Source organism: Leucobacter luti, from assembly GCF_050310065.1.
GTDB classification, from domain to species: Bacteria; Actinomycetota; Actinomycetes; order Actinomycetales; family Microbacteriaceae; genus Leucobacter; species Leucobacter luti_B.
In genome coordinates this window covers 1,586,213-1,609,546 of sequence record NZ_CP190007.1, presented here as the reverse complement: position 1 = coordinate 1,609,546, position 23,334 = coordinate 1,586,213, and the positions used below count along the sequence as shown (strand labels likewise).

Genomic DNA, 23,334 nt, shown 5'->3' with positions numbered 1-23,334 from the left:
GAGGTGCCACGGACATTTCGGACGGCGTCCGAAACACTTCGCCTCACCCGCGGTCGGGGTCAGGCGCGGAAGCGCTCCACCCCGCCGACGATCGTGCGCCTGGCGAGGCCGGCGCCGTTCTCCACGAGCTCGGCGAGCGCGACATCCGGATCGCTCGTGCGCACGTCGAAGAAGGCGAGATCCGCCTGCGCGCCGACGCCAAGCTGGCCGATCCGGTCCTTGCCGACGTGCAGGCCCATGGCGCTCGCGCCGCCGAGGGTCGCCGCGACGAAGAGCCGCTGGTGCAGGTCGTCGCCCCGGTAGCCCTGCTCGCGGGCGACCCGGTGCAGCACGGCGACGTCGGCGAGCAGGTCGAGCGAGGGCGACGACGAGAGCGAGTCCGTGCCGACGGCGACGAGGTTGCCCTCGCGCAGGTAGGCGGCGACGGGCGGCATGTCGAGGCCGATGACCGCGTTCGAGCGCGGGCAGAGCGCGACGCTCGTGCCGCGGGCGCGCAGCAGCGCGCGATCCTGCGCGCTCACGTAGACGCCGTGGGCGATGTGGCAGTCGGGCCCGAGCACGCCGAGGTGATCGACGAACTGGGTCGAGGAGACGCCGATGCCGTGCGAGCGGAGCGCGCGGAAGCTGTCGGCGGCGAGCTCCGGCCACTCGCCGTGGCCGCCGGGGCCCGCGTAGCCGTCGATCCCGTCGAACTCGCGCTCCATGTGTGCCTCGGCGAGGTGGATGTGGAGTCGGAGCCCCTCCTCGCGCACGATGTCGGGAATGTCGAGGAGCGGCTGCACCTCGAGCGAGTACGGCGCGTGCGGCGAGACGCCGGCCCCTGGCGGCGTCGGGATCTGCCGGATCTGCTCCCGCACCTCCTCGCGGGCCGCGTGATCCCAGTCGGCGTTGCTCTTGCCGTAGACCTCCCAGTAAGCGATCCCGTGCATGCCCGCGTTGTGGAGCGCGCTGAGCGCCTCCCTGTCCGTGACGACGTCGGCCGCGGCGGTGACGCCGGCCGCGAGGCTCATCGCCGCGCCGTCGGCCGCGGCGGCCGCCCAGTCGCGCGCGCCGCCCTCGTAGACGATGTCGAAGGCGTCGCCCCAGTCGTCGAAGCCGCGGTAGCTGCGCTCGGCGACCTCGGACATGTGCGTGTATTGCAGGTGCGTGTGCGCGTTCACGAGGCCGGGCGCGAGCACGCCGTCCCAGCGCTCCTCGCGGTAGTCGGCGCCGCGCTCGGCGAGCGCCTCGACCACCCAGCGGCGGTCGCCCACGTGCAGGATCCTGCCGTCGCGCACCGCCACGGCGCCGTCCTTGATGCGGGGGCTCGTGACCGGAAAAACGAGGGAGGCGCTGTAGACGACGATCTCGGACTCGGTGGTGCTCATCAGCAAGATTCTAGGCCCGGCGCCCGGTACCGGTGCACTCGCCAGGGCTGTGCCGCGCCGCCCGGGCGAGTCTCCTCGGGCTCCGGATCGAGCCCGCCCCCGAGCGCCCCGAGCGCTGCGGCAGCGACGCGCCGCTCCTCCGCCGCGGAGAGCACGTGCACGCCCGGCGGGAGGCCGCCGGCACGAAGCCTAATGAGCGCCGAGAGCTGCGTCGCGAAGGACAGGTCCATCACCTCGACGGGGTTGCCCTCGCCCGCGGTGTAGTTGATCCCGCCGCCGCCAGCGAGCACGAGCGGCCCGCGCGCACGGCCGGGCGCGACCCACTCATCGGCGGCTGCGCCGCGCGGTGCCGAGAGCCAGCCCGCACGCGCGAGCTCGTCGAGCGCGAGCTCGTCGTCGATGCCGCCGGCGACCGCGACGGCCGCCCCGTCGCGCATGAGCCCGAAGTGGCTAGAAGTGATCGTGTGCCAGACGCCCGTCGCGCTCACCACGACGTCCGCGCCGGGAAGCGCCTCCTCGGCCGACGCCGCCTCGAAGCCGTCGTGGAGGGCCGCGAGCGCCCGCACGGTGTCCCGCTCCACGACCGTGACCCTGGCGCCGAGCGCCGCGGCGAAGCGCGCGACGCCGACACCGACCGGGCCGTAGCCGAACACGGTCCAGCGCTCCCCCGCGACGCCCGCGTAGGCGGCACCCGCGGCCGCCTCGCGCACGTCGCAGATCGCGAACACGCAGGACTGCCCCGTGCCGATGAGGTTGTCGAAGCCCGTCTTCGTGCGGGCGTCGTTCACGGCGATGACCGGGATCTTCAGCTCGCCGGACGCCGCCATCTCGCGCAGCGGCCTGACCCCGCTCGTCGTCTCCTCCGCCGCGGCGCGAAGCGCGGGCGGGAAGCCCTCGCGGCGCGTGTGCGCGAGCCGGATCAGGTGGGCGCCGTCGTCGATGAGCAGCTCGGGATTCCAGTCGAGCACCGCGGCGGCGTGAGCCGCGTCGAGCTTCGCCCCCGCACCGTCCGACGCCAGCTCAGCCCGCGGCGCACACACCTCGATACCGCGCGCGGCGAGCGCTGCCGCCACCTCAGGGTCGGTCTCCGACACCGCCCCGAACACCGCGACCTCGCAGCCCGCGTCGCGGAGCGCGAGCGCGAACGCCGCCGTCTTGGGCTCGAGCACGAGGCTCACCGCGATCCGGGGCGCGCCGCCACCCTCCGCAGCATCGCGCAGCTGCGCCGCGAGCGCGGCGGTCGCGGGCATGCCTGCGGCGGCCCACGCGATGCGCGATTCCGGATCGGCCCCGCGCGACGAGCGCGCGCGGCCGGCCAGGTCGACGACGACCGTGGGAAGGCCGGCCCGCCGCGGTTCGGCCAACTCGGCCGGCTCGCCAGGCTCGTCCTCCGCGCCGCCAGTGAGCTCTGGCCCCTCCGCGCGGTCGACAAACACGAAGTCCGCATGTGCGCCGGGTCGCGCGCGGCGCACCCCCGCCCGCTCAAGCGCGGCCCAGAGCGCGCCCGCCGCCGCGCCGTCGCTCAGCTCCACGCGCGCCGTGCCGGCCGCGAGCAGCCGATTTCCAGCCCGCGCCGCGGCGCGAAGCGCCCGCTCAACGCCGAGCACAATCTCGCGCCCCGGCTCAGCCACCGTTACTCCCGGACTCCGACTTCCCCGACTTCTTCTCCGTCTGTTGCTTGGCCTGTTGCTCCGCCCACTGCGCGCACGCCGACTCCGCGTCGGCCGGCAGCCCGAGCGCCGCGCGCGCCTCCGCCGCCGCCCCGGCAGCCTCATCGGCGCCAGGCCACGCGTAGCCCACGAGATCCTCCGCGTCGAGCTTCGCCGCCTTCGCCGTCTGCTTCTCGTCTGCGATCAGCGACTTCCGCACGCGTTCGACCGGCGCCTCCGCCCCCTTCGGCCACGTGTTCGCCTCGGGATCCAGCTCCTTCGCAGCCTTGCCGCTCGCGGCGCCCAGCCTCTCGAACTCGTCGGCCAGGGCCGCCGTGTCGCCCTCACCGCGACCGACGGCGAGGCGCAGCCGGTCGACCTCCAGGTCGACTCGATCCCACGCCGCATTCACGGGGCACACCGCATCGAGGTAGACGCCCCCGGCCTCGCTCGCCGTGAGCTGCTCCGGCTCCGCGGGAGGCTCGGGGGCGCAGCCAGCGAGCGAGCCCATCGCGGCGAGCGCCGCGAGCGCCGCCGCGCACCGTCGATACCGGGTCCTGATCTGCACCCTCCGAGGATAGCCAACACCTCGGACATTGAAGATGAGCGCGGGCTAAGCTGGCGCCATGGCGAGATACACCGATGTGCAGCAGGCGGCGGCCGACGGCTTCCGATTCGCGTACGAGCCCGATGCGAGCAGGTATGCGGTCTACCGATCCGGAGCGGAGGGCCGCGAGGACCTCGTCGGGGAGGCGCACTTCTCACTGCGCGGCAGCGAGCTCATCGACTTCGACCACACGGTCGTGATCCCGGAGCTGCGCGGCACAGGGATCTCCGGGCTGCTCGCGCGATTCGCGCTGCTCGGCCCGGCGGCGAGCGGGCGCCGGATCGCGGCCTCCTGCTGGTTCATCGACGGCTATCTCGCGAAGCACCCCGAGATCCTCGAGGAGATCGCGGCGCAGAGCGGCCGCGAGGAGTAGCCCGGGCGGACCGGGCGATCAGGCCCGCGCCTCCCGCTACTCGCCCTTCTCGGCGTCGCGATCCTTCCGCAGGAAGCGACGCGTCTTCGCGGGCTTCCCGCCGTGCTGCTGCATGAGCGAGGTGAGATCCTTCTCGATGAGCTGCTGGATCCGCCCCTCGCGGGCGTTCTGGTACTCCTCGCTCGCGCCCCCGCTGTAGTAGGGGTGCGTGGCGCGCTCGGCGAGCGAGTCGCCGATCTCGTGCCAGGCGAGCGCCCGGGAGCGTTCGGCCGTCTCCCTGAGGTAGGTCTCGTCCGCTGCGCGCTTCCGCAGCTCCTCGGCGACGCCCTCGTACACCTCCTGGCGGTGGCGAAGCGTGCGGTTGTCGTCGTTGCCGTAGTCGGATTCGCTCCACGAGCTGCGGCCGGTATCCCGGATCTCGTTGCGTATGCGGGAGATGTGGCGCGCGTCGCGCTCGCGCTCGTCCGCGAGCTCCTCGGTCGCGCGCTGCACCATGTCGGCGATCTGGTCGCCGTCGTAGGCGACGTGCTTCTTGAGTGCGTTCATGATGATGGCGTTCTTGACGGACATGCGCACCGCGACGTCCGCGACGAGGAGGCCCTGCTCGACGATCTCCTCGACGGGCGCGAGCACACGACGGGGCAGCCGGCGTACCGGGCGCGGCTTCTTCTTCGCTCGCCGCCCCTTCTTCAACCAGTCGAACACCGCACTCCCCTCGGGCCCCGAGTCGGACCACTTCGATTATCTCTCATGATGCATGCCTCGTGCGCGACAATTCCACAGCTCAGCGCAGCCCCGGGCGGTTCGCAAGTGAAAGACTGGACTCAGACCCCGCAACCCGGGGTGCGGACGAGGGAGCAGTACCCGCACACTGACGACTGCCAGGAAGACGAAGCGTGTCCATCGCATGGCTCGTGCTCATACTCAGCGGATTCCTCGAGGCGGCCTGGGCGACCGCGCTCGACGCCTCTCACGGCTTCAGACGGCTCTGGCCGAGCGTGCTGTTCGTCGTCTCGTTCGGCGCGAGCATGGCCGGGCTCGCGTTCGCGCTCACCGAGATCCCCGTCGGCACGGCCTACGCCGTGTGGGTCGGGATCGGGGCCGTACTCACCGCGGCGTGGGCGATCTTGAGCGGCGCCGAGCGCCCCTCTGTGCTCCGGATCCTGCTCCTCATCGGCCTCATCGGATGCGTCGTCGGCCTGAAGGTGGTGAGCTGATGGCCGCGCGGGTCGCGAAGGTGCAGCCGACCGCCCTCCACTGGATCGTGCTCATCGCGAGCGCCGGGCTCGAGATGGGCTGGGCAATCGCGCTCGACGAGTCCCACGGCTTCACTCGGCTCGTGCCGTCGCTCCTCTTCGTGGCGGCCGCGGCGCTCAGCATGGTCGGGCTCAGCTGGGCGATGCGGGCGATCCCGATCAGCGTCGCCTACTCCGTCTGGACGGGCCTCGGAGCCGCGCTCACCGTGATCGTGTCGATGCTGCTCGGGCACGAGCAGCCGTCGATCCTGAAGCTGCTCTTCATCGCCGGGATCATCGGCTGCGTGGTCGGCCTGAAGTTCGCGCCTATTCCGCGGCCAGCGACACCCAGATCGCCGACGCCGCCGCCTGCCCGAGGCTGACGGGATCCGGATCCCCCGCGACCCTCACCGTGACCGTCTCGGCGTACGGCTCGGCCGGGAGCACCTCGAGCTCGGCGTCGACCACGAGCCCGCGGCTCGCGAAGTACTGCAGCATCTCGGTGTTCGAGTCGGAGATCCGCTCGATCCGCGCCCTGCACGGGCTCGGCGCGCTCGCGAGCACGACCGCGTCGGGGCGGTGCACGCGGCCGTCCGCGCTCGGGATCGGGTCGCCGTGCGGATCCCGCGTCGGGAAGCCGAGGGCCCTGTCGATCCGGTCCATGAGCTCGTCGGAGACCGCGTGCTCGAGGCGGTCGGCCTCGGCGTGCACCTCGTCCCACTCGTAGTCGAGCTGCCGCACCAGGAAGGTCTCGAGCAGCCGGTGGCGCCGGATCATCGAGACGGCGTGGACGCGGCCAGCGTCCGTGAGGGTCACGGTGCCGTAGCGGACGTGACCGATGAGCTCGAGGTCTGCGAGCTTGCGCAGCGCGTCGGACACGGTCGAGAGGCGGACGCCTGCGGCCTCCGCGATCGCCGAGTTCGAGACGGGCGCGTCTGACCACTCCTGCAGACCCCAGATGACCTTGAGGTAGTTCTGCATTCCCGGGGAGATATCGTCGACGCTCACGACGTCAACCCTAGCCGCCGATCCTTTCGCGCGGGCGGGGTTGGGTGCACACTGGTGAGATGGAACTCCGGATCGCACGCATCTATGACCCCGTCGGCGAGGACGGGGTGCGCGTCCTCGTCGACCGCCTCTGGCCGCGCGGCGTGTCGAAGGAGCGCGCGGACCTCGACCTGTGGGCGAAGGAGGCGACCCCGAGCACGGAGCTGCGCCATCTGTGGCACGCGCCGCACGCGACCGACACGGAGGAGGGACGCGAGCGCCTCGCGGAGGCGTTCGAGGCTGAGCTCTCCGAGGGGGATGCGGCTGAGGCGCTCGAGCAGCTCGTGCTGCTGCTGCGCGGCAAGCCGCTCGCGACGCTGCTGACGGGCGCCAAACACCCCGATCACAGCCACGTTCCGGTGCTGCGCGCGGTGCTGGAGCGTCGACTGAAGTAGGGGTTGGGGGCGCGCTTGGGCGCCCGCGCGCCTGCGCTCGCAGGCAAATCTGCACTCAGCTCGCCCAAATGCCCAAATTCGCAAAGTTGAACGCCGATCCCCCAGCGAACGCGACGCCGCGAGCGCCCGGTGCGCCGCGAGCACCCAACGCACCCAGCGCCGCGGCTACCCCTTGTCCAGGATCGCGCGCAGCTCGGCGAGCGCGGCGCGAAACTCGGCGTCGTCGGCGCCGCCCATCCCGATGACGAGCCCGGTGATGGCGGCCCCCGGCTCCCGCTGCTGCCAGTATCCGCCGAGCGCCTGCACGCCGAGCCCCGCGGCGGCGTCCCTGATCTGGGATTCCCGCGCCCGCCGCGCGGCCGCGTCGCCGCCCGTGAGCTCGAGCACGGCGTGCAGCCCGCCGTCCATGGGGCGCACCCGCACCCCGCGCGCGCCGGCGAGGAGCTCCGAGACCTCATCGCGCCTCGCGGCGTAGCGCCGCAGCATGCGCGCGGTGTGGCGGCGCAGCTCCCCGCTCGCGAGGTAGCGGGCGAGCGCGGCCTGGACCACGCTCGACACCGGGCCGCCGAGCTCCGCCCGCACCGGCTCGATGAGGCCGCGCAGCCCGGCAGGCGCGAGCAGGTAGCCGGCGGAAAGCGCGGGCGACACCGTGCGCGAGAACGTGCCGAGCAGCACGACGCTGCCGGTGGCAGGGTCGTCGAGCGCGGCGAGCGTCGGCAGCGGCGAGCCGGTGTAGCGGAGCTCGGAGTCGAAGTCGTCCTCGACGATGATGACGCCCGTGCGGCGCGCCCACGCGAGCAGCTCGCGCCGGCGCGGCAGCGGCAGCGTCCCGCCGAGCGGGTACTGGTGGCTCGGCGTGACGATGACGACGTCGAGCACCCCGTCGGGCAGCCGGGCCGTGTCGAGGCCCTTGGCGTCGGCGGGGAGCGTCACAATGCGGGCGCCGTATCGCGCCGCCGCCCCGCGCAGCGACGGCAGCCCGGGATCCTCGACCCCGACGACGAGCTCGCGCCCGCGCGTGCCGCCGAGCGCCGTGAGGAGCAGCCCGAGCCCGTCGCGCGTGCCGGCGGTCACGAGCACGTCCGCGGCAGACCGCGCGGTCGCGCGCATCCGGCGGAGGTGCTCGGCGATCTCGGAACGCAGCTCCGGATCCCCGAGCGCCGGGGCGACCGAGCCGAGGCGACCCGCGGCCTCGCGCCAGGCGGCGCGCCACGCGGGGCCGGCCACCGCGTCGGTGATGGGGACGCCGGGGGCGAGCACGCCGGACACGCCGGGGCCCGGCGTCGGATCCGGATCTGGATCCGGGCCCGGATCAGGATCCGGACCCGACTGACTCGCCTCCGCAGGCCCGGTCAGCGCAGGCTCAGCGGCGGCGGACGCTCCGGCGCCGAGCGCAGGGTTCACGAGCGTGCCGCGCCCGCGCGCGGCCGCGAGGTAGCCCTCGGCGATGAGCTGCTCGTAGGCGGCGACGACGACGCCGCGCGCGATCCCGAGCCGCCGCGCGAGCTCACGCGTCGCGGGCACCGCCTCGCCTGGCCGCAGCGTCGCGTCGTCGATCGCTTCGCGAAGCGCGGAGGCGAGCTGCACGGGAAGCGGCACCCCGGCACCGCGATCGAGGGTGACGGGGAAGCCGCCCGTGGCCCGCGCGCCGCTCATCGGAACGCCGCCCCGGTGCTCCGCAGCCGCGAGCGCATGACCGAGATCGCCTCGGCGTTGTCGTCGATCAGCACGAACTTGCGCCCGAGTTCGGCCGCGGCGGCGCCGGCCGTGCCGCTCCCGGCGAAGGCGTCGAGCACCCAGTCGCCCGGGCGGGATGAGGCCTGGATGATCCGGCGCAGCACGCCGAGCGGCTTCTGCGTGGGGTAGCCCGTGCGCTCCTTGCCGGTGGGCGAGACGATCGTGTGCCACCAGGTGTCGGTCGGGAGCTTGCCGAGCGCGGCCTTCTCCGGCGTCACGAGGCCGGGCGCCATGTAGGGCTCGCGGTCGACCGCCTCGGCGTCGAAGAAGTAGCGTGCCGGGTCCTTCGCATAGACGAGGATGTTGTCGTGCTTGGCGGGCCAGCGGCGCTTCGTGCGGCCGCCGAAGTCGTAGGCCCAGATGATCTCGTTGAGGAAGCACTCGGGACCGAAGAGCGCGTCGAGCAGGACTTTCGCGTAGTGCACCTCGCGGTAGTCGAGGTGCAGGTAGAGTGTGCCGTCCGGGGCGAGGAGGCGCCAGGCCTCCTCGATGCGGGGCTCGAGGAAGCCCCAGTAGTCGGCGAAGCGGTCGTCGTAGGCGTGCGTGTATTCGCGGGTCACGGCGTAGCCCTGGCCGCGGAAGCCGAGCCGGCCGCCGTCCTCGGCGCTCCTGCGCACGCCGCGCACGCGCTCGGCCTGCCTGGCGCGGCCCGTGTTGAACGGCGGGTCGAGGTAGACGAGCGAGAAAGACTCCGCGGGCATGCCGCGCAGGATCGGCAGGTTGTCGCCCTCGAACACCACGTCGGGGCCGGACGGATCCCAGCGCTCGCTCACCCCACCAGAATACCCGGGGGTTGTTAGCGATTTCGGTTCGTATGACGCCCGTTACGAACCGAAATCGCTAACAACTGCCTGTCACAGGGAGAGGGGGTGCTCTCCCGGGCGCGGGGTCGGGTCGAGGATCGCGGCGAGCTCTGCGGGGTCGAGGTCCTCGATGCGCGCCGGGCTCCAGCGCGGGTTTCGGTCCTTGTCGATGACCTGCGCCCGCACGCCCTCCGCGAAGTCGGCGCGCGGCCCGAGGCGGCCGAGCACGCGCAGGTCGTCAGTGAGCACGGCGGCGAGGTCGAGGCGGTCGCGCCGCGTGCGGTCGAGCTGGGCGAGGGCGACGGCGATCGAGGTCGGGCACATCTCGCGCACCGTCGCGGCGGTCGTCGCCGCGCGCTCCTGCATCGTCGCGGCGGTCGTCGCCGCGCGCTCCTGCACCGTCGCGGCGGTCGTCGCCGCGCGGTCGCGCGCCGCGGCCGGCACCGTCTGCGGATCCTCGAGCGCCTCGATGAGCCTCAGCGCCCCGGCGGCTGCGGCGTCTCCGAGCGGCCGGAACACGCCGCCTGCGAGCGCCCCCTCCGCGACCGGATCCCACCACTCGCGCTCGGCGAGGAGCGCGGAGGCTGGCGACGGCGAGGCGAGCCGGGCGCACGCGTCCTCGGGATCCTCGCCGGCCACGAGCGCGGCGCGGAGCTCGGGCAGCTTCTCGGACGCGATGAACCAGTCGGCGAAGCCCAGCGCGATGGCGTCTCCCCCGGTCATCTCCCCGGCGGTGACCGCGAGAAGTTCGCCGAGCCGCCCGGGCGCGCGGGCGAGCAGCAGATTTCCCCCGACGTCCGGCGCGATCCCGATCCGGGCCTCGGGCATCGCGAGGCGGCTGCGCTCCGTGACGACGCGCTGCGCCGCGTGTCCGCCGAGGCCGATCCCGCCGCCCATCGCGATGCCGTCCATGACGCACACGACGGGCACGGGCGACTCGGAGATCGCGTAGTTGAGCCGGTACTCGGAGGCGAGGATCGCGCGGGTGTCGCCCGTGGAGAGCTCCTTGATGTCGCCTCCCCCGCAGAAGCCGCGTTCGCCCGCGCCGTCGAGTAGCACGGAGGCGCTGCCGTCCTCAGCCGCGGCGGCGAGCGCCGCGGTGAGCGCGGCGAACATCACGGAGTTCAGGGCGTTGATCGCGCGGGGCCGGTTGAGGGTGACGTGCGTTGTCGCTCCCTCGCGCGCCACGAGGATGAGGTCCTGGGCGGTTCCCGGGTGCTGGGTGCCGTTTGCGCTGCTCTCGGTGCTCATGCCGCCACGCTAGCAGCGCGGTCCGGGATCAGGGCGTCGGCTTGTGCCCGTCGTAGCGCTGGAAGCCCGGCGCGAGCCGCAGCAGCGTGAGCATGATGCCGAGGATCACGATGCCGCCGAAGAGCGGCGGCGCCCACAGCGCCACGAGGGTCGCGATTCCGCCTGCGACGAGGTCGCCGATGCGCGGCCCGCCGGCCACGACGACGTAGAAGAGCCCCTGCATGCGCCCGCGGACGTCGTCTGGCGCGGCCGCCTGCAGGATTGTGGTGCGGAAGACGGCGCTCACGTTGTCGGCCGCTCCCGTGCCGGCGAGTGCGAGCCCGGCGAGCACGATCGCTGGCACGACGGGCGAGGTGGGCGACGCGCCGTGCTCGGCGAGCCCGGTGACGAGCAGCACGACGCCGAAGAGCGCCGTGAACACGCCGAAGGCCGCGATCGCGAGCGTCACGGCCCGGCCCTGCCTGCGGACGTGGCCGAGCGGCCCCGAGAAGAGCCCGCTCAGCAGCGCGCCCACGGCGAACGAGGCGGTCAGGATCCCGACCGTGACGGGTCCCCCGCCCAGGATCAGCGCGCCGGCCGCGGGGAACACGACGCGCGGCGTGCCGAAGATCATCGCCACGAGGTCCCAGATGAACGTTGCGCGAACGTTCGGCGCCGTGCGCAGGAATCTGATGCTCTCGACCACCGAGCCGAGCCCCGGCGCCTTCCGCTCGCCGTCCGGCACCATGGGTGGCAGGCTCAGGATCCCGAGGAACGCGCCCGTGAACAGCACCACGTCGAGCAGGTAGGTCCAGGGCACGCCGACGGTCGCGACGAGCACGCCCGCGACGGCCGGCCCGACCGTGATCGCGAGGCCCATCGTGATCCCGCTGAGCGCCGCCGCCGCGGGGAGGAGCTGCGGGGGCAGCAGCTTCGGCAGGATCGCGCCCCGCGTCGCCCCCATGATCGTGGCTGAGGCCGCGTTGAGCGCGGCGAGCGCGTAGTAGGGCCAGGTCTCCTCGACGCCGAGGAAGGAGATCAGCGTCATCGTGCCGATGCTCAGCCACGCGACGATCGCGGTCGCGAGCGCGACGATGCGCCGGTCGAATGAGTCGGCGAGCGCGCCGCCGACGAAACCTGCGAGGATCATGGGCCCGAGCGCCCAGAGCGCGACGAGCGACACGGCGAGCGTCGAGTGCGTGAGCTCGTAGATGTGCAGCCCGACGGCGACGATCGTGACCTGCGCGCCAATCTGGGCGACCGAGGTGCCGATCCAGAGCCGCGCGAACTCGGGGCTCGCCTTCAGCGGCGTGAGGTCGACGAGGAGCGCGCGCAGATCGCGCCTGCGTCCCTCCCCGGGTCCCAAACTCACGGGCACAGACTATCCGAGACCGCCGACATTTCGGGCACCGCGACGGGCTAGGCTCGGAGGGTGTTCGACGACCGCTACGACAACGATCCGCTCGCCAGGATGAAGCCCCGCCGCGGCCCCGCTCAGCGGCGCGAGGTGCCGCTCGCAAAGGGCCTGGTCATCGAGCATTCCGAGACCGAGTGGTGCGGCGCCGTGGTCGGCGCGCGCGAGGGGCTCGTGCAGCTCGAGGACTTCCGCGGCAAGGTGAGGGCTTTCCCACTGAGTGACGGATTCCTCATCGACGGCGAGCCGATCAGGCTCGTCGCCCCGGTCAGGCAGCCGGCCGCTCGCCGCAGGACGGCCTCGGGATCCTTCGCTGCCCCGCAGGAGCGCGCGCGGGTCGCGATGCCGAGCCGGATCTTCGTCGAGGGCAAGCACGACGCCGAGCTCGTCGAGCAGGTGTGGGGCGACGACCTCCGCGTCGAGGGCGTCGTTGTGGAGCTGCTGCAGGGCGCCGACAACCTGCAGGCCGTGCTCGACGAGTTCGAGCCAGGTCCCCAGCGGCGCGCGGGCGTGCTGCTCGATCACCTGGTCACGGGCAGCAAGGAGACGCGGATCGCCGACGCGATCGCGCGCGGCCCGCACGGGGCGAACGTGCTCATCGTCGGCCACCCCTTCGTGGACATCTGGCAGGCCGTGAAGCCCGAGCGCGTCGGCCTCACGGCGTGGCCCCAGATCCCGCGCAGCATCGAGTGGAAGGCGGGGATCTGCCGCGCGCTCGGCTGGCCGTCGGACGAGCCGGCCGACATCGCCGACGCGTGGGCGCGCATCCGCGGCCGCGTGCGGCACTTCCGCGACCTCGAGCCCGCGCTCGTCGGCAGAGTGGAGCACCTCATCGACTTCGTGACGGTCGGTTGAGGCCGGTCGGAGCGGTCTCCCGCACGCCCGGGGCGAATCCCCCGGCAATTCCGGACCTCCTGGGCGTATTCTTGAGTGCCGAAAGATCCTGATGATTCGGGGAGGTGCTCGTTGTCGAAGGCCGAGTTTCTGGTGATGCCTCAGTGGCAGGGCTCGCCCTCGTCGCGCGCGATGCGCATCGCCGAGGGTGCTGAGCTGATCAGGGAAGATCTGCCGTCCTCCGCCCGCATCGACGTTGAGGTGCCTCTCGAGGCAGGCGACGCCCTCGGCACCCCGATCGCGCGCCTGAGCGGCGTGCTGCGCGCCCGCGATGCCGCTCGCGCAGCGCTCGGGCCGCTGCGCGAGCGCGCGAGCGTGCCGATCATCGTCGGCGGCGACGGCGCGATCTCGCTCGCGGGCCTCGAGTCCGCGGTCTCCACGCACGGCGGGATCGCCGTCCTCTGGTTCGACGCGCACCCCGCACTGCAGGAGCCGACGACCTCCCCGAGCGGCGCGGCCTCGCACATGACGCTCAGGCACGCGCTCGGCGACGGCGCACCGGATCTCGCCTCACCCCACCCGGTCGCGGCCGAGTGGGTCACGCTCGTCGGCACACGCGCGAGCGACCCTGACGAGGCGCTCGAGATAACGCGGCTCGAGCTCACGGTCGTCCAGGGGGCCGTCACCTCGGAGGACGACGCGGACGGCGAGGCGCTCGCCGAGGCGATCCGTGCCCGCCTCGACGGGGTGGGGGGCGTCTACATTCACGTCTCGCTTACGGTTCTCGACCCGGCCGAGTTCTCGTCGGTGCACGCCCCAGAACCCTTCGGTCTCACCGCGAAGCAGCTCGCGGCCGCGATCCGTGCCGCCGTCACTGCGGTGCCGCTCGTCGGCGCGACCGTGTGCGAGTTCGCGCCGGCCGACGCGGCGCAGGCCGCCGACGACCTTCCGACCGTGCTCCGGATCCTCGGCGCCCTCACCTCGGGCCTCGCGGAGCGGCAGGCATGAGCGGCCACTGGCCGCTCGCCCGATTCGGCTACCTCTACGCGACGGCGGTGGGCTTCGTGTGGGGCTCGCTCCTCAGCACGGGCCGGGTCGAACGGCACGACGGGCTCTGGGTCTTCCGCGGGCTCCCGAGGTGGGCGTTCGGGCGGGGCGGGAGCTGCGTGGGCTCCTGCTACCTCACCGACGACAACGTCTCCCCCGCGATCCTCAGGCACGAGCGCGTGCACCGCGAGCAGTGGCGCCGCTACGGACTCGCGCTGCCGATCCTGTACTTCTTCGCGGGCTGCGACCCGCTGCGCAACCGCTTCGAGATCGAGGCCGGGCTCGAAGACGGCGGCTACGTGCGGCGACGGCGATAGGGCTCGCCGCGCGCGGCGCGCGCTACGCTGAGCGCATGCCCACCGACGCCGCGCACGCAGACGACGAGTTCCGCTTCCTTGCCGCTGACGCGGCGCGCGTCGGGCGTGAGGCGGCGCTCCCCCAGGTGCGCCGGATGCGGTTCGAGGCCGCAGGCGGCACCGCCGTCTCGGGGCTGGCCTTCGACCCGGCACGGAAACCCCAGCTCGTGGCCCTGCACGGAGCGGGGCTCAACGCGCACAGCTTCGATCCCGCGCTGCTCGCGCTCGGCCGGCCCGCGCTCGCGCTGGACCTACCCGGGCACGGGCGGAGCGACTGGCGGTCCGACGCCGACTACTCCCCCGCCGCGATCGCGCCGTCGCTCACGGCAGTGCTGCGCCAGGCGGCCGGCAAGCCCGTCACCCTCGTCGGCCACTCGCTCGGCGGGCTCGCAGGAGCACTCGTCGCGGCGGCGGCGCCCGAGCTCGTCTCGGCGTTCGTCGTCGTCGACATCACGCCCAGCGTCGTGCCAGGGGGCGGCGGCGAGCGCGTCATGGAGTTCATCACGGGCAAGCGCGACTTCGGCGGCGTCGACGAGATCATCGACCGCGCGATCGAGTTCGGGATCGGCTCCGACCGCTCCGCACTCGAGCGCGGCATCGCGCTCAATACGCGGCGCAGAGAGGACGGCCGCCTCGAGTGGACGCACCACCTTGCGCATCTCCCGCACCTCGCGCACGTCGCTCCGAGCGCCTCAGCCGATCCGGCGCCGACCGGGCAGCTGTGGGCGGCGCTCGCTGCGATCCCGGCGCCCGTCACCCTGATCCGGGCCTCGCACGGCATGGTCGACGACGCGCTCGAGCGGGAGTGGCGCGAGCGACTTCCTGCGTCGTTCGTCGAGCGGCTGGACGGCCCGCACAACCTGCACGAGGCGGAGCCCCTCGCGCTCGCGGCGGCGATCGATCGCGCGATCGCCCGCGCCGCAGGGCCCTCTGGCAGGATGGGGATATGATCTCCCAGCTCGTCTCCGTCGAGGGCACCTACAACCTCCGTGACCTGGGCGGCATGCGCGCCGACGGCGGCACGATCGCCGCCGGCCGGCTGTTCCGCTCCGATGCCCTCTCGGCGCTCGGCGAGGCCGGCGTGGGGCAGCTCGCCGGGCTCGGGATCACGCGCGTCATCGACCTCCGCGACGACGGTGAGCGCGAGCGCTCACCGGACGCCCTGCCGGCGTCAGCGGCCCTGATCCCGCACCCGATCTTCCCGAGCGCGGCGTCGCACGTCGTGCGCGGCCTCGACATTTTCGGGCTCACGGAGGTCATCTACCTCGAGCACGCGGACACGCTCGCGACGGCGCTCGCCCTGCTCGCGGAGCAGGGCGAAGAGGAGAGCGAGGCGGCTGGCGCGACACTCTTCCACTGCACCGCGGGCAAGGATCGCACGGGCGCCGTCGCGGCCCTCGCCCTCACGGCGGTCGGCGTGAGCCGCGACGACGTGGTCGCCGACTACGCGGCCTCGGAGGCGAATCTGAGGGGCGAGTGGCTCGACACGCACCTCGCCGCGCTCGCGCGGCTCGGCCTCGAGCTCACACCGGAGACCGAGGGGCTCGTCGGCCGCACGCCGCCCGAGGCGCTCGAGCGCACGCTCGTCGAGCTCGACCGCCGCTTCGGTTCGGTGCGCGACTACCTGCGCGCATCAGGCGTGAGCGACGCGACGCTCGAGCGGCTGCACGCCACGCTCGTCGAGTAGGGGCGGGATCCGCCGGGCTAGACGCTCGCGCGCAGGCCGCGCAGGATCGCGTCGCGCAGCTCGCTCGGCGGGCAGTTCGTCACCCGCTCTTCCTCGCACGCGCGCTTCACCACGCTCGTGAGCTGGATGCAGACGTTCTGCTCGTCCTGGCACCCCTCGCACTCGGCGATGTGATCCCGGATCGGGGCCGACTCCTCCGCGCACAGCTCGCCGCGCAGCAGCTCGTAGAGATTGGCCTTCGCCTTGTCGCAACCGCAGTCGCTCATCGCGCGTCTCCCTTCGCAGCCGAGTCTTTCCTGGCCGTTTGCTTATCGTTCTTACCGAGTCCAACGCCCTGCTCGCCGGCGTATTCCCCGAGTGACTTGCGGAGCCGCGCCCTGCCCCGGTGCAGACGGCTCATGACGGTGCCGATCGGGACCTCTGCGATGTCCGCGATCTCCTGGTAGCTGAATCCCTCGACATCGGCGAGGTACACGGCCATGCGGAAGTCCTCCGGCAGCTCGTTGAGCGCCTGCGTGACCACGGTGTCCGGGGTCCGGTCGATCGCCTCGGCCTCGGCGGACTTGGCCGACATCGCGGTCGTCGACTCTGCTCCCCCGAGCTGCCAGTCCTCGAGTTCCTCGACGACGCCGAGGTAGGGCTCGCGCTGCTTCTTGCGATACGTGTTGATGTAGCTGTTCGTCATGATCCGGTACAGCCACGCCTTGAGGTTCGTGCCCTCCTGGAACGAGGAAAACGCCGAGTAGGCCTTGAGGAAGGTCTCCTGGACGAGGTCCTGCGCATCCTGCGGATTTCGCGTCATCTTCATCGCGGCGCCGTACAGCTGATCGAGCATCGGCAACGCCTCATCCGTGAAGCGCTGCTCGAGCTTTTCCTGTTCCGCGGTATCACTCACGCCCTCGATCCTATCCGAGGCCCCTCCCCTCTCCCTGCGATGGCGGTCCGGGATCCGACTCGGTCCGGCGCTCCGGATCCCGACGCGGGCCTGGATGTCAGGGGCTGCCGGTAGACTCGGAGCCGATGCTGATCGCAAAGATGAACTCGGGCAAGGACGACGACGGAATGCGCTCCGAAGAGGGCACCGGAGGCGTCGATGAGCTCTGGCCTGCGCCGACGGCGGCGGCCGCGATCGAGGCGCGCGTCGCGCTCCCCGGCTCGAAGTCACTGACCGGGCGGGAGCTGCTGCTCTCGGCGCTCGCCGAGGGGCCCGGCACGCTGCGCGCACCGCTCCACTCGCGCGACTCGGCACTCATGATCGACGCGTTGCGCGCGCTCGGCACCGGGATCGAGGAGCTTCCCGGCGGCGGCGAGTTCGGCGGCGACCTGCGGATCACGCCAGCGGAGGAGCTCACGGGCTCCACCAGCATCGGCTGCGGCCTCGCCGGCACGGTCATGCGCTTCGTGCCGCCCGTCGCGGCGCTCGCGCTCGGCCCCGTCGCCTTCGACGGCGACCCGTACGCCCGGAAGCGCCCCATGCGCCCCCTGCTCGACGCGCTCCGCGCGCTCGGCGCGGACATCGCCGACGAGGGGCGCGGCGCGCTCCCGTTCACGGTGCACGGCCGCGGCTCGCTGCAGGGCGGGCGCGTGGAGATCGACGCGTCGCTCTCGAGCCAGTTCGTGTCCGCGCTGCTGCTCGCTGGCCCGCGCTTCGACGAGGGCGTCCACGTCGTCCACACGGGCGACCGGCTGCCGAGCGTACCCCACATCGAGATGACCCTCGCGGCGCTGCGGGCGCGCGGCGTCGACGCGACGTCGCCCGCCCCCGGCGAGTGGCGGGTCGCGCCCGGCCCCATCGCGGCGCGCGATGAGACGATCGAGCCGGATCTGTCGAACGCCGCCCCGTTCCTCGCGGCGGCTGTCGCGGCCGGCGGGCGGGTCACGATCCCGAACTGGCCGGCGGAGACGACCCAGGTGGGCGACTCGCTGCGGGCCCTGCTGCCGGAGTTCGGCGCCGAGGTCGCGCTGACGCCGGCCGGCGAGCTCACGGTGTCCGGATCCGGCAGCGTGCGCGGCGTGCGCCTGCACGTGCCCGAGGCGGGCGAGCTCGCGCCGACGCTCGTCGGCCTCGCCGCGATCGCCGCGCTCGGCGGCGAGGCGAGCGAGATCACCGGGATCGGGCACATCAGGCATCACGAGACCGACCGCATCGCGGCGCTCGTCGCCGAGATCCGGGCTCTCGGCGGAGACGCCGAGGAGCTGCCGGACGGGATCGCGATCCGGCCGGCCCAGCTCACGGGCGGCCGCTGGGGCAGCTACGCCGACCACCGCATGGCTACGACTGGCGCGCTCGTCGGGCTGCGCGTGCCCGGCGTCGAGGTCGAGGACATCGCCAGCACCTCGAAGACGCTCCCCCAGTTCCCCGCGCTCTGGCACCGCATGCTCGGGATCGCGCCGCCGCAAGATCCGTCGGCTCAGGATCCCGCCGCCCCGATCGGCGGCTCCATCCAGATTCCCGGTCTGATCGGCGGCTCGGGCCTCACCGGCGGCGCAGGCGAAGGGTTTGGGCTCGCGTGAGCTGGCTCCTCCCCGACGACGACGAAGACGTCCCCTACGGCGAGTACGCCGACCACCAGGTGCGCCAGCGGCCGAACCCGAAGGCGAATCGGCCGCGCACGAAGCGGCGTCCGGAGCACGCAGACGCCGTGATCGGCATGGTCACGGCGGTCGACCGCGGCCGGTACGCCGCGCTGATCGGGGCCGGCGCGGATCCGGACGATCCGGCCGAGCGCCAGGTCACCGCGGCGCGGGCGCGCGAGCTCCGGCGCACCGCGATCGTGATCGGGGACCGGGCGCAGCTCGTCGGCGATACGAGCGGCGACGAGGGCTCGCTCGCCCGCATCGTCGGGATCGAGGAGCGCCGCACACTGCTGAGGAGGAGCGCCGACGACAGTGACCGGGTGGAGCGGGTCATGGTGGCGAACGCCGACCAGATGCTCATCGTCGTCGCTGCGGCGAACCCCGAGCCGCGCGTCCGGCTCGTCGATCGCTACCTCGTCGCCGCGTACGACGCCGGGATCCAGCCGCTCATCTGCATCACGAAGACGGACCTCGAGGATCCAGAGCCGTTCCTCGCGCACTTCTCGGCGCTCGAGGTGCCCGTGTTCCGGTCGGCGCGCGGATCCGAGCCGCTCGCGGAGATCCGTGAGGCGCTCGCGGGCAAGACGACCGTGTTCGTGGGGCACTCGGGCGTCGGCAAGTCGACGCTCATCAACGCGCTCGTTCCCGAGGCGGGGCGCGCGACCGGGCATGTGAACGAGGTGACGGGGCGCGGCAGGCACACCTCGTCGTCGTCGGTCGCGCTGCGCGCGTCGACCCCGGGCTGCGCGGGCGGCGAGACCGGCTGGGTGATCGACACGCCGGGCGTGCGCTCGTTCGGGCTCGGGCACGTCACGGCCGAGGGGATCCTGCGCGGCTTCACCGACCTCGCCGAGATCATCGACGGCTGCCCCCGCGGCTGCACCCATCAGGAGGATTCCCCCGATTGCGAGCTGGATGCCGCGATCGCGGACGGCCGGCTCGACGCGGCGGGCGCCGCACGGGTCGAGTCCCTTCGCCGACTCCTCAAGTAGGCCTCGCTAGGCTGGGAGCATGACTGATCGGATCATTCTCGAAGCTGGCCAGCCCGCCCCCGAATTCGCCCTCCCCGACCAGGATGGCGTCGTGCGAAAGCTCTCGGACTACCGGGGCGAGAAGGTCGTCATCTTCTTCTATCCGCAGGCCATGACCCCGGCCTGCACGAAGGAGGCGTGCGAGTTCCAGGAGTCGACGGCACCGCTCGCGGCGGCCGGCTACCGCGTGCTCGGCATCTCCCGCGACGCGGTAGACAAGCTCAAGCGCTTCGCCGAGAGGGATCACCTCGAGTACCCGCTGCTCAGCGATCCGGACACCGCGGTACACGTCGCCTACGGCGCGTTCGGCGAGAAGAACAGCTACGGCCGCATCGTCGAGGGCGTCATCCGGTCGACCTTCGTCGTCGACGAGGAGGGCCGGATCGCGGAGGCCCTCTACAACATCAAGGCGACGGGGCACGTCGCCCGCGTGCGGAAGCTGCTCGGGATCGGCGCGTAGGCGCGCCTGAGCGCTACGTTCGCGCGCCGGGCCCTGCCGCGTCGTCGGCCTCGTCGTCCTCAGGGGTCTCCTGCAGGTCGGGGCGGGCGACGATCGCCGCGATGAAGCCGATGAGCGAGAGCACGAGGAGTGCGAGGCCGAGCCCGAACAGCGGGCCGAGCAGGCCCTGGAGCACGCCCGTCGCTGCCGCGAACATGAGCACGTGGATCGTGAGCGCGGATCCGCGCACCCAGCTCGCGCGGGAGCGGAAGGCGGCGACGCAGGTGATGAGCAGCCAACCGAACGCGAAGACGACGGCGAGCAGCAGGCTCACCTTCGCGCCGACGGGATCGTCGCCCGCGGCGAAGAATCCCCGCACCACGCTCACCAGGAGATACGCGCCGCCGAGGGTCTCGAGCGCCAACACGAGTCGAAGGATGCGCCACGCGAGCTGCGAGCGCGGATGATCTGCAGGTGTCGAGTCCATTTCCACTATCTTTCCAGAGGATTTCGAAAAACCTATTGATTTGCGACTACAACCGTGAAACTATATAACCCGTCGAGATTCGCGCACACCGACGTGAGCACTCTCAGCCACGTTTCAGGTGATCACGGCGCGAGTTCTAGGCCATCCGGCCTCAGGTTGCTCCGCGTGCGTGCGAAGTAACAAGGAGGACCCCATGGATTGGCGCGAGAAGGCTGCTTGCCTCACCGTTGACCCCGAGCTTTTCTTCCCGGTCGGCAACACCGGCCCGGCGGTTGAGCAGATTGAGCGCGCGAAGGCGGTGTGCGCGCGCTGCACCGTGACCGAGATGTGCCTGCAGTACGCCATGGACACGGGCCAGGATTCGGGCGTCTGGGGCGGCCTCAGCGAGGACGAGCGCCGCGCGCTCAAGCGCCGCGCAGCACGCGCACGCCGCGCGTCCTAAGTAACGCCGAAAGGGGCCCGGGAGAGTAATCTCCCGGGCCCCTTTCGCGTGCTGTACGGGGTTAGTCGGTGCCGGTGTCGAAGGCGGCCGAGAGGCCGAGCTCGTCCGCGTCCTCGTTGATGCCCGTGACCGCCTCGGCGATCTCCTCGGCCCCGCCCTTCTCGAGCTCGCCCACGAGCTCGGCGGTCGCGCCGCCGACGAGGCCGAGCTGCGCGTACTGCTCGAGGCGGGAGCGCGAATCCGCGATGTCCAGGTTGCGCATCGTGAGCTGGCCGATCCGGTCCTCGGGCCCGAAGGCCGCGCCGACCGTGCGCTCCATCGAGAGCTTCTCGGGGTGGTAGCTGAGGTTCGGGCCCTCGGTGTTCAGGATCGTGTAGTCGTCGCCGCGGCGCAGGCGCAGCGTGACCTCGCCGGTGATGGCCGAGCCGACCCAGCGCTGCAGCGCCTCGCGCAGCATGAGCGACTGCGGGTCGAGCCAGCGGCCCTCGTACATGAGGCGGCCGAGGCGGCGGCCGTCGGTGTGGTAGCTCGCGAGCGTGTCCTCGTTGTGGATCGCGTTGACGAGCCGCTCGTAGGTGATGTGGAGGAGCGCCATGCCGGGGGCCTCGTAGATGCCGCGCGACTTCGCCTCGATGATGCGGTTCTCGATCTGGTCGGAGACGCCGAGGCCGTGACGGCCGCCGATCGCGTTCGCCTCGAATACGAGCGCCACCGGATCGTCGAACTCGACGCCGTTGATCGCGACGGGGCGGCCCGCCTCGAAGCGCACAGACACCTCCTCGGTCGCGACCTCGACGTCGTCGCGCCACGCGGCGACTCCCATGATCGGCTCGACGATGTCGAGGCCGGCGTCGAGGAACTCGAGCTTCTTCGCCTCGTGAGTCGCGCCCCAGATGTTCGCGTCGGTCGAGTATGCCTTCTCCGTCGCGTCGCGGTAGGGGTAGCCGTGCTCGACGAGCCACTCGCTCATCTCGTGCCGGCCACCGAGTTCCTCGACGAACTGCTTGTCGAGCCACGGCTTGTAGATCCGCAGCGACGGGTTCGCCATGAGCCCGTAGCGGTAGAACCGCTCGATGTCGTTGCCCTTGTAGGTGGAGCCGTCGCCCCAGATGTCGACGCCGTCCTCCTTCATGGCGCGCACGAGCAGCGTGCCCGTGACGGCACGGCCGAGCGGCGTCGTGTTGAAGTAGGTCTTGCCGCCGGAGCGCACGTTGAAGGCGCCCGTCTGCAGGGCGACGAAGCCCTCCTCGACGAGCGCGCGCTTCGCGTCGACGTGGCGCGCGATCTCGGCGCCGTAGTCCTTGGCGCGGTCGGCGACCCCGTCGATGTCGGGCTCGTCGTACTGGCCGATGTCTGCCGTGTAGGTGCAGGGCACGGCGCCCTTCTCGCGCATCCACGCGACCGCGCAGGAGGTGTCGAGGCCGCCGGAGAAGGCGATGCCGACGCGCTCGCCCACGGGAAGTGATGAAAGAACCTTGGACATGCTTTCTATCCTAGGGCGCGCGCGGCACTCCCCCGTACCGCGGCGGCTCGGATCCCGACCGGATCCCGGCCGGATCCGAGCCGAAGCCCGCCCCGATCGCTACCGGATCAGCCCGAGCTCGCGCACTGCCTCGCGCTCGGCGGCGAGCTCCGCGACGGACGCGTCGATGCGGGATCGCGAGAACGCGTCGACGTCGAGCCCCCCGACGATCTGCCACTGGCCTCCCGCCGAGCGCACCGGGAACGACGAGATCAGCCCCTCGGGCACCCCGTACTCCCCGCACGACACCACGGCCGCGCTCGTCCAGTCGCCTGCGGGATCCGTGCCGAGTAGCCAGTCGCGCACGTGCTCGATCGCCGCGTTCGCGGCCGACGCCACGGACGAGCCGCCGCGCACCTCGATGATTTCGGCGCCGCGCTTCGCGACGCGCTCGGCGAAGGCGCCGCGCGCCCACTCGCGATCGACCACTTCGAACGCCGGACGACCGTCGATCGTCGCGTGGCTGAGATCCGGGACCTGCGTCGCTGAGTGGTTTCCCCAGATCGTGACGCCGGCGATCGCGGAGACCGCGGCGCCGGCCTCGGCGGCCAGGAGGCCCACGGCGCGGTTGTGGTCGAGCCGCGTGAGCGCCGTGAAGCGATTGGCCGGCACGCCCGCGGCGTGCTGCTGCGCGATGAGCGCGTTCGTGTTGGCCGGGTTGCCGACCACCGCGACCCGCACGTCCGCGGCCGCGCTCGCGGCGATCGCCTCGCCCTGCGGCCCGAAGATCGCCCCGTTCGCGGCGAGCAGGTCTCCTCGCTCCATGCCGGGCCCGCGCGGCCGCGAGCCGACGAGCAGCGCGATGTTCGCGCCGTCGAAGCCCACGACCGGGTCGTCGCTCAGTTCCACGCCCGCAAGGAGGGGGAACGCGCAGTCCGTGAGTTCCATCGCCGCACCCTCGGCCGACTTCATCCCCTGCGGGATCTCGAGCAGTCGCAGTTTGACGGGCTGATCAGGCCCGAGCATGTCGCCGGCCGCGATCCGGAACAGCGCGGAGTAGCCGATCTGCCCGCCGGCGCCCGTGAGCGTGATGGTGATCGGTGGTTTCGCCATGC

The 23,334-nt window shown here is 72.4% G+C and carries 27 protein-coding genes; 13 read left to right on the top strand and 14 right to left on the bottom strand.

Going from position 1 to position 23,334, the window contains the following annotated elements:
- Positions 1-59: 59 nt before the first annotated feature.
- From ACOPJ3_RS07440 to ACOPJ3_RS07430, 3 genes are read right to left on the bottom strand one after another with little or no spacing between them, the layout of a single operon-like run.
- Entirely contained in the window at positions 60-1,367 is a 1,308-nt protein-coding gene (locus ACOPJ3_RS07440) for an amidohydrolase family protein (RefSeq protein WP_427868562.1), read from the bottom strand.
- Entirely contained in the window at positions 1,367-2,998 is a 1,632-nt protein-coding gene (locus tag ACOPJ3_RS07435; protein WP_427868561.1) for an adenosylhomocysteinase, read from the bottom strand. The genes ACOPJ3_RS07440 and ACOPJ3_RS07435 overlap by 1 nt, the downstream gene beginning before the upstream one ends.
- The gene (locus ACOPJ3_RS07430; RefSeq protein WP_427868560.1) at positions 2,991-3,584 is read right to left on the bottom strand and encodes a hypothetical protein; all 594 of its coding nucleotides are present in this window, start codon (positions 3,582-3,584) and stop codon (positions 2,991-2,993) included. The genes ACOPJ3_RS07435 and ACOPJ3_RS07430 overlap by 8 nt, the downstream gene beginning before the upstream one ends.
- 58 nt (positions 3,585-3,642) lie before the next feature.
- On the opposite strand from ACOPJ3_RS07430, the gene ACOPJ3_RS07425 reads away from it, so the two are divergent.
- Positions 3,643-3,996, top strand: a complete 354-nt coding sequence (locus tag ACOPJ3_RS07425) for a GNAT family N-acetyltransferase (RefSeq protein ID WP_427868559.1) — start codon at positions 3,643-3,645, stop codon at positions 3,994-3,996.
- Between the two features lie 36 nt (positions 3,997-4,032).
- Here ACOPJ3_RS07425 and ACOPJ3_RS07420 read toward each other — a convergent pair whose 3' ends face one another.
- Positions 4,033-4,701 (bottom strand): asparagine synthase, encoded by a 669-nt coding sequence (locus ACOPJ3_RS07420; RefSeq protein WP_427868558.1) that lies wholly within the window; start codon positions 4,699-4,701, stop codon positions 4,033-4,035.
- A 197-nt stretch (positions 4,702-4,898) separates the two neighbouring features.
- Here ACOPJ3_RS07420 and ACOPJ3_RS07415 point away from each other — a divergent pair, with 197 nt between their 5' ends.
- Both ACOPJ3_RS07415 and ACOPJ3_RS07410 read left to right on the top strand, forming a co-directional pair.
- Complete coding sequence (locus ACOPJ3_RS07415; RefSeq protein ID WP_427871184.1) at positions 4,899-5,213, top strand: DMT family transporter; 315 nt, start codon at positions 4,899-4,901, stop codon at positions 5,211-5,213.
- Positions 5,213-5,614: a DMT family transporter gene (locus ACOPJ3_RS07410; RefSeq protein ID WP_427868557.1), complete on the top strand. Its 402-nt coding sequence runs from the start codon at positions 5,213-5,215 to the stop codon at positions 5,612-5,614. The genes ACOPJ3_RS07415 and ACOPJ3_RS07410 overlap by 1 nt, the downstream gene beginning before the upstream one ends.
- Here ACOPJ3_RS07410 and ACOPJ3_RS07405 read toward each other — a convergent pair.
- Complete coding sequence (locus ACOPJ3_RS07405) at positions 5,559-6,239, bottom strand: metal-dependent transcriptional regulator (protein ID WP_427868556.1); 681 nt, start codon at positions 6,237-6,239, stop codon at positions 5,559-5,561. The genes ACOPJ3_RS07410 and ACOPJ3_RS07405 overlap by 56 nt on opposite strands.
- Positions 6,240-6,298: 59 nt before the next feature.
- On the opposite strand from ACOPJ3_RS07405, the gene ACOPJ3_RS07400 reads away from it, so the two are divergent.
- Complete coding sequence (locus ACOPJ3_RS07400; protein WP_427868555.1) at positions 6,299-6,673, top strand: DUF488 domain-containing protein; 375 nt, start codon at positions 6,299-6,301, stop codon at positions 6,671-6,673.
- A 165-nt stretch (positions 6,674-6,838) separates the two neighbouring features.
- Here the strand turns inward: ACOPJ3_RS07400 and ACOPJ3_RS07395 are convergent, their stop codons facing one another.
- From ACOPJ3_RS07395 to ACOPJ3_RS07380, 4 genes are all read right to left on the bottom strand, one after another.
- A complete protein-coding gene (locus ACOPJ3_RS07395) occupies positions 6,839-8,329 on the bottom strand; it encodes a PLP-dependent aminotransferase family protein (protein WP_427868554.1) in 1,491 nt (496 codons plus the stop codon).
- Positions 8,326-9,111, bottom strand: a complete 786-nt coding sequence (locus ACOPJ3_RS07390; protein ID WP_427871183.1) for a DNA-methyltransferase — start codon at positions 9,109-9,111, stop codon at positions 8,326-8,328. Before ACOPJ3_RS07390 ends, ACOPJ3_RS07395 begins: the two co-directional genes overlap by 4 nt.
- A 153-nt stretch (positions 9,112-9,264) precedes the next feature.
- Positions 9,265-10,464 (bottom strand): enoyl-CoA hydratase/isomerase family protein, encoded by a 1,200-nt coding sequence (locus ACOPJ3_RS07385; RefSeq protein WP_427868553.1) that lies wholly within the window; start codon positions 10,462-10,464, stop codon positions 9,265-9,267.
- A 28-nt stretch (positions 10,465-10,492) separates the two neighbouring features.
- Entirely contained in the window at positions 10,493-11,815 is a 1,323-nt protein-coding gene (locus ACOPJ3_RS07380; protein ID WP_427868552.1) for an MFS transporter, read from the bottom strand.
- A gap of 60 nt (positions 11,816-11,875) precedes the next feature.
- On the opposite strand from ACOPJ3_RS07380, the gene ACOPJ3_RS07375 reads away from it, so the two are divergent.
- The 5 genes from ACOPJ3_RS07375 to ACOPJ3_RS07355 all read left to right on the top strand — a co-directional run bounded on the left by ACOPJ3_RS07375 (position 11,876) and on the right by ACOPJ3_RS07355 (position 15,781).
- A complete protein-coding gene (locus ACOPJ3_RS07375) occupies positions 11,876-12,712 on the top strand; it encodes a DUF3097 family protein (protein ID WP_427868551.1) in 837 nt (278 codons plus the stop codon).
- Positions 12,713-12,847: 135 nt separating this feature from the next.
- Positions 12,848-13,699, top strand: coding sequence for an arginase family protein (locus ACOPJ3_RS07370; protein WP_427868550.1), 852 nt, complete (start codon positions 12,848-12,850; stop codon positions 13,697-13,699).
- A complete protein-coding gene (locus tag ACOPJ3_RS07365) occupies positions 13,696-14,055 on the top strand; it encodes a Fe-S oxidoreductase (protein ID WP_427868549.1) in 360 nt (119 codons plus the stop codon). The genes ACOPJ3_RS07370 and ACOPJ3_RS07365 overlap by 4 nt, the downstream gene beginning before the upstream one ends.
- 35 nt (positions 14,056-14,090) lie before the next feature.
- On the top strand, positions 14,091-15,044 hold the full coding sequence (locus ACOPJ3_RS07360) for an alpha/beta fold hydrolase (protein ID WP_427868548.1): 954 nt from the start codon (positions 14,091-14,093) through the stop codon (positions 15,042-15,044).
- Positions 15,041-15,781, top strand: coding sequence for a tyrosine-protein phosphatase (locus ACOPJ3_RS07355; RefSeq protein WP_427868547.1), 741 nt, complete (start codon positions 15,041-15,043; stop codon positions 15,779-15,781). Before ACOPJ3_RS07360 ends, ACOPJ3_RS07355 begins: the two co-directional genes overlap by 4 nt.
- A gap of 17 nt (positions 15,782-15,798) precedes the next feature.
- Here ACOPJ3_RS07355 and ACOPJ3_RS07350 read toward each other — a convergent pair whose 3' ends face one another.
- Positions 15,799-16,047 (bottom strand): zf-HC2 domain-containing protein, encoded by a 249-nt coding sequence (locus ACOPJ3_RS07350; protein WP_427868546.1) that lies wholly within the window; start codon positions 16,045-16,047, stop codon positions 15,799-15,801.
- A complete protein-coding gene (locus ACOPJ3_RS07345; protein ID WP_427868545.1) occupies positions 16,044-16,676 on the bottom strand; it encodes a sigma-70 family RNA polymerase sigma factor in 633 nt (210 codons plus the stop codon). The genes ACOPJ3_RS07350 and ACOPJ3_RS07345 overlap by 4 nt, the downstream gene beginning before the upstream one ends.
- Before the next feature lie 125 nt (positions 16,677-16,801).
- Here ACOPJ3_RS07345 and aroA point away from each other — a divergent pair, with 125 nt between their 5' ends.
- Genes aroA through bcp form a run of 3 tightly spaced genes read left to right on the top strand, consistent with a single transcriptional unit; the run spans position 16,802 to position 19,849 of the window.
- Positions 16,802-18,295 (top strand): 3-phosphoshikimate 1-carboxyvinyltransferase, encoded by a 1,494-nt coding sequence (gene aroA, locus ACOPJ3_RS07340; RefSeq protein ID WP_427868544.1) that lies wholly within the window; start codon positions 16,802-16,804, stop codon positions 18,293-18,295.
- The gene (gene rsgA, locus ACOPJ3_RS07335; protein WP_427868543.1) at positions 18,292-19,350 is read left to right on the top strand and encodes a ribosome small subunit-dependent GTPase A; all 1,059 of its coding nucleotides are present in this window, start codon (positions 18,292-18,294) and stop codon (positions 19,348-19,350) included. The genes aroA and rsgA overlap by 4 nt, the downstream gene beginning before the upstream one ends.
- 19 nt (positions 19,351-19,369) lie before the next feature.
- Positions 19,370-19,849 (top strand): thioredoxin-dependent thiol peroxidase, encoded by a 480-nt coding sequence (bcp, locus tag ACOPJ3_RS07330; protein ID WP_427868542.1) that lies wholly within the window; start codon positions 19,370-19,372, stop codon positions 19,847-19,849.
- A gap of 13 nt (positions 19,850-19,862) precedes the next feature.
- Here bcp and ACOPJ3_RS07325 read toward each other — a convergent pair whose 3' ends face one another.
- Entirely contained in the window at positions 19,863-20,315 is a 453-nt protein-coding gene (locus ACOPJ3_RS07325) for a hypothetical protein (protein ID WP_427868541.1), read from the bottom strand.
- Between the two features lie 193 nt (positions 20,316-20,508).
- On the opposite strand from ACOPJ3_RS07325, the gene ACOPJ3_RS07320 reads away from it, so the two are divergent.
- Positions 20,509-20,757: a WhiB family transcriptional regulator gene (locus tag ACOPJ3_RS07320; RefSeq protein WP_427868540.1), complete on the top strand. Its 249-nt coding sequence runs from the start codon at positions 20,509-20,511 to the stop codon at positions 20,755-20,757.
- 61 nt (positions 20,758-20,818) lie between these two features.
- Here the strand turns inward: ACOPJ3_RS07320 and argG are convergent, their stop codons facing one another.
- A complete protein-coding gene (argG, locus tag ACOPJ3_RS07315) occupies positions 20,819-22,240 on the bottom strand; it encodes an argininosuccinate synthase (protein ID WP_427868539.1) in 1,422 nt (473 codons plus the stop codon).
- 99 nt (positions 22,241-22,339) lie between these two features.
- The gene (locus tag ACOPJ3_RS07310; protein WP_427868538.1) at positions 22,340-23,332 is read right to left on the bottom strand and encodes a malate dehydrogenase; all 993 of its coding nucleotides are present in this window, start codon (positions 23,330-23,332) and stop codon (positions 22,340-22,342) included.
- Between the last annotated feature and the right edge of the window lie 2 nt (positions 23,333-23,334).

Coding starts and splice junctions, on each gene's coding strand:
- ACOPJ3_RS07360 (WP_427868548.1), top strand. CDS start 14,091: ATGCCCACCGACGCCGCGCACGCAGACGACGAGTTCCGCTTCCTTGCC.
- ACOPJ3_RS07425 (WP_427868559.1), top strand. CDS start 3,643: ATGGCGAGATACACCGATGTGCAGCAGGCGGCGGCCGACGGCTTCCGA.
- ACOPJ3_RS07325 (WP_427868541.1), bottom strand. CDS start 20,315: ATGGACTCGACACCTGCAGATCATCCGCGCTCGCAGCTCGCGTGGCGC.
- aroA (WP_427868544.1), top strand. CDS start 16,802: ATGCTGATCGCAAAGATGAACTCGGGCAAGGACGACGACGGAATGCGC.
- ACOPJ3_RS07355 (WP_427868547.1), top strand. CDS start 15,041: ATGATCTCCCAGCTCGTCTCCGTCGAGGGCACCTACAACCTCCGTGAC.
- argG (WP_427868539.1), bottom strand. CDS start 22,240: ATGTCCAAGGTTCTTTCATCACTTCCCGTGGGCGAGCGCGTCGGCATC.
- ACOPJ3_RS07385 (WP_427868553.1), bottom strand. CDS start 10,464: ATGAGCACCGAGAGCAGCGCAAACGGCACCCAGCACCCGGGAACCGCC.
- ACOPJ3_RS07410 (WP_427868557.1), top strand. CDS start 5,213: ATGGCCGCGCGGGTCGCGAAGGTGCAGCCGACCGCCCTCCACTGGATC.
- ACOPJ3_RS07400 (WP_427868555.1), top strand. CDS start 6,299: ATGGAACTCCGGATCGCACGCATCTATGACCCCGTCGGCGAGGACGGG.
- bcp (WP_427868542.1), top strand. CDS start 19,370: ATGACTGATCGGATCATTCTCGAAGCTGGCCAGCCCGCCCCCGAATTC.
- ACOPJ3_RS07365 (WP_427868549.1), top strand. CDS start 13,696: ATGAGCGGCCACTGGCCGCTCGCCCGATTCGGCTACCTCTACGCGACG.
- ACOPJ3_RS07370 (WP_427868550.1), top strand. CDS start 12,848: ATGCCTCAGTGGCAGGGCTCGCCCTCGTCGCGCGCGATGCGCATCGCC.
- ACOPJ3_RS07350 (WP_427868546.1), bottom strand. CDS start 16,047: ATGAGCGACTGCGGTTGCGACAAGGCGAAGGCCAATCTCTACGAGCTG.
- ACOPJ3_RS07395 (WP_427868554.1), bottom strand. CDS start 8,329: ATGAGCGGCGCGCGGGCCACGGGCGGCTTCCCCGTCACCCTCGATCGC.
- ACOPJ3_RS07440 (WP_427868562.1), bottom strand. CDS start 1,367: ATGAGCACCACCGAGTCCGAGATCGTCGTCTACAGCGCCTCCCTCGTT.
- ACOPJ3_RS07310 (WP_427868538.1), bottom strand. CDS start 23,332: ATGGCGAAACCACCGATCACCATCACGCTCACGGGCGCCGGCGGGCAG.
- ACOPJ3_RS07320 (WP_427868540.1), top strand. CDS start 20,509: ATGGATTGGCGCGAGAAGGCTGCTTGCCTCACCGTTGACCCCGAGCTT.
- ACOPJ3_RS07390 (WP_427871183.1), bottom strand. CDS start 9,111: ATGCCCGCGGAGTCTTTCTCGCTCGTCTACCTCGACCCGCCGTTCAAC.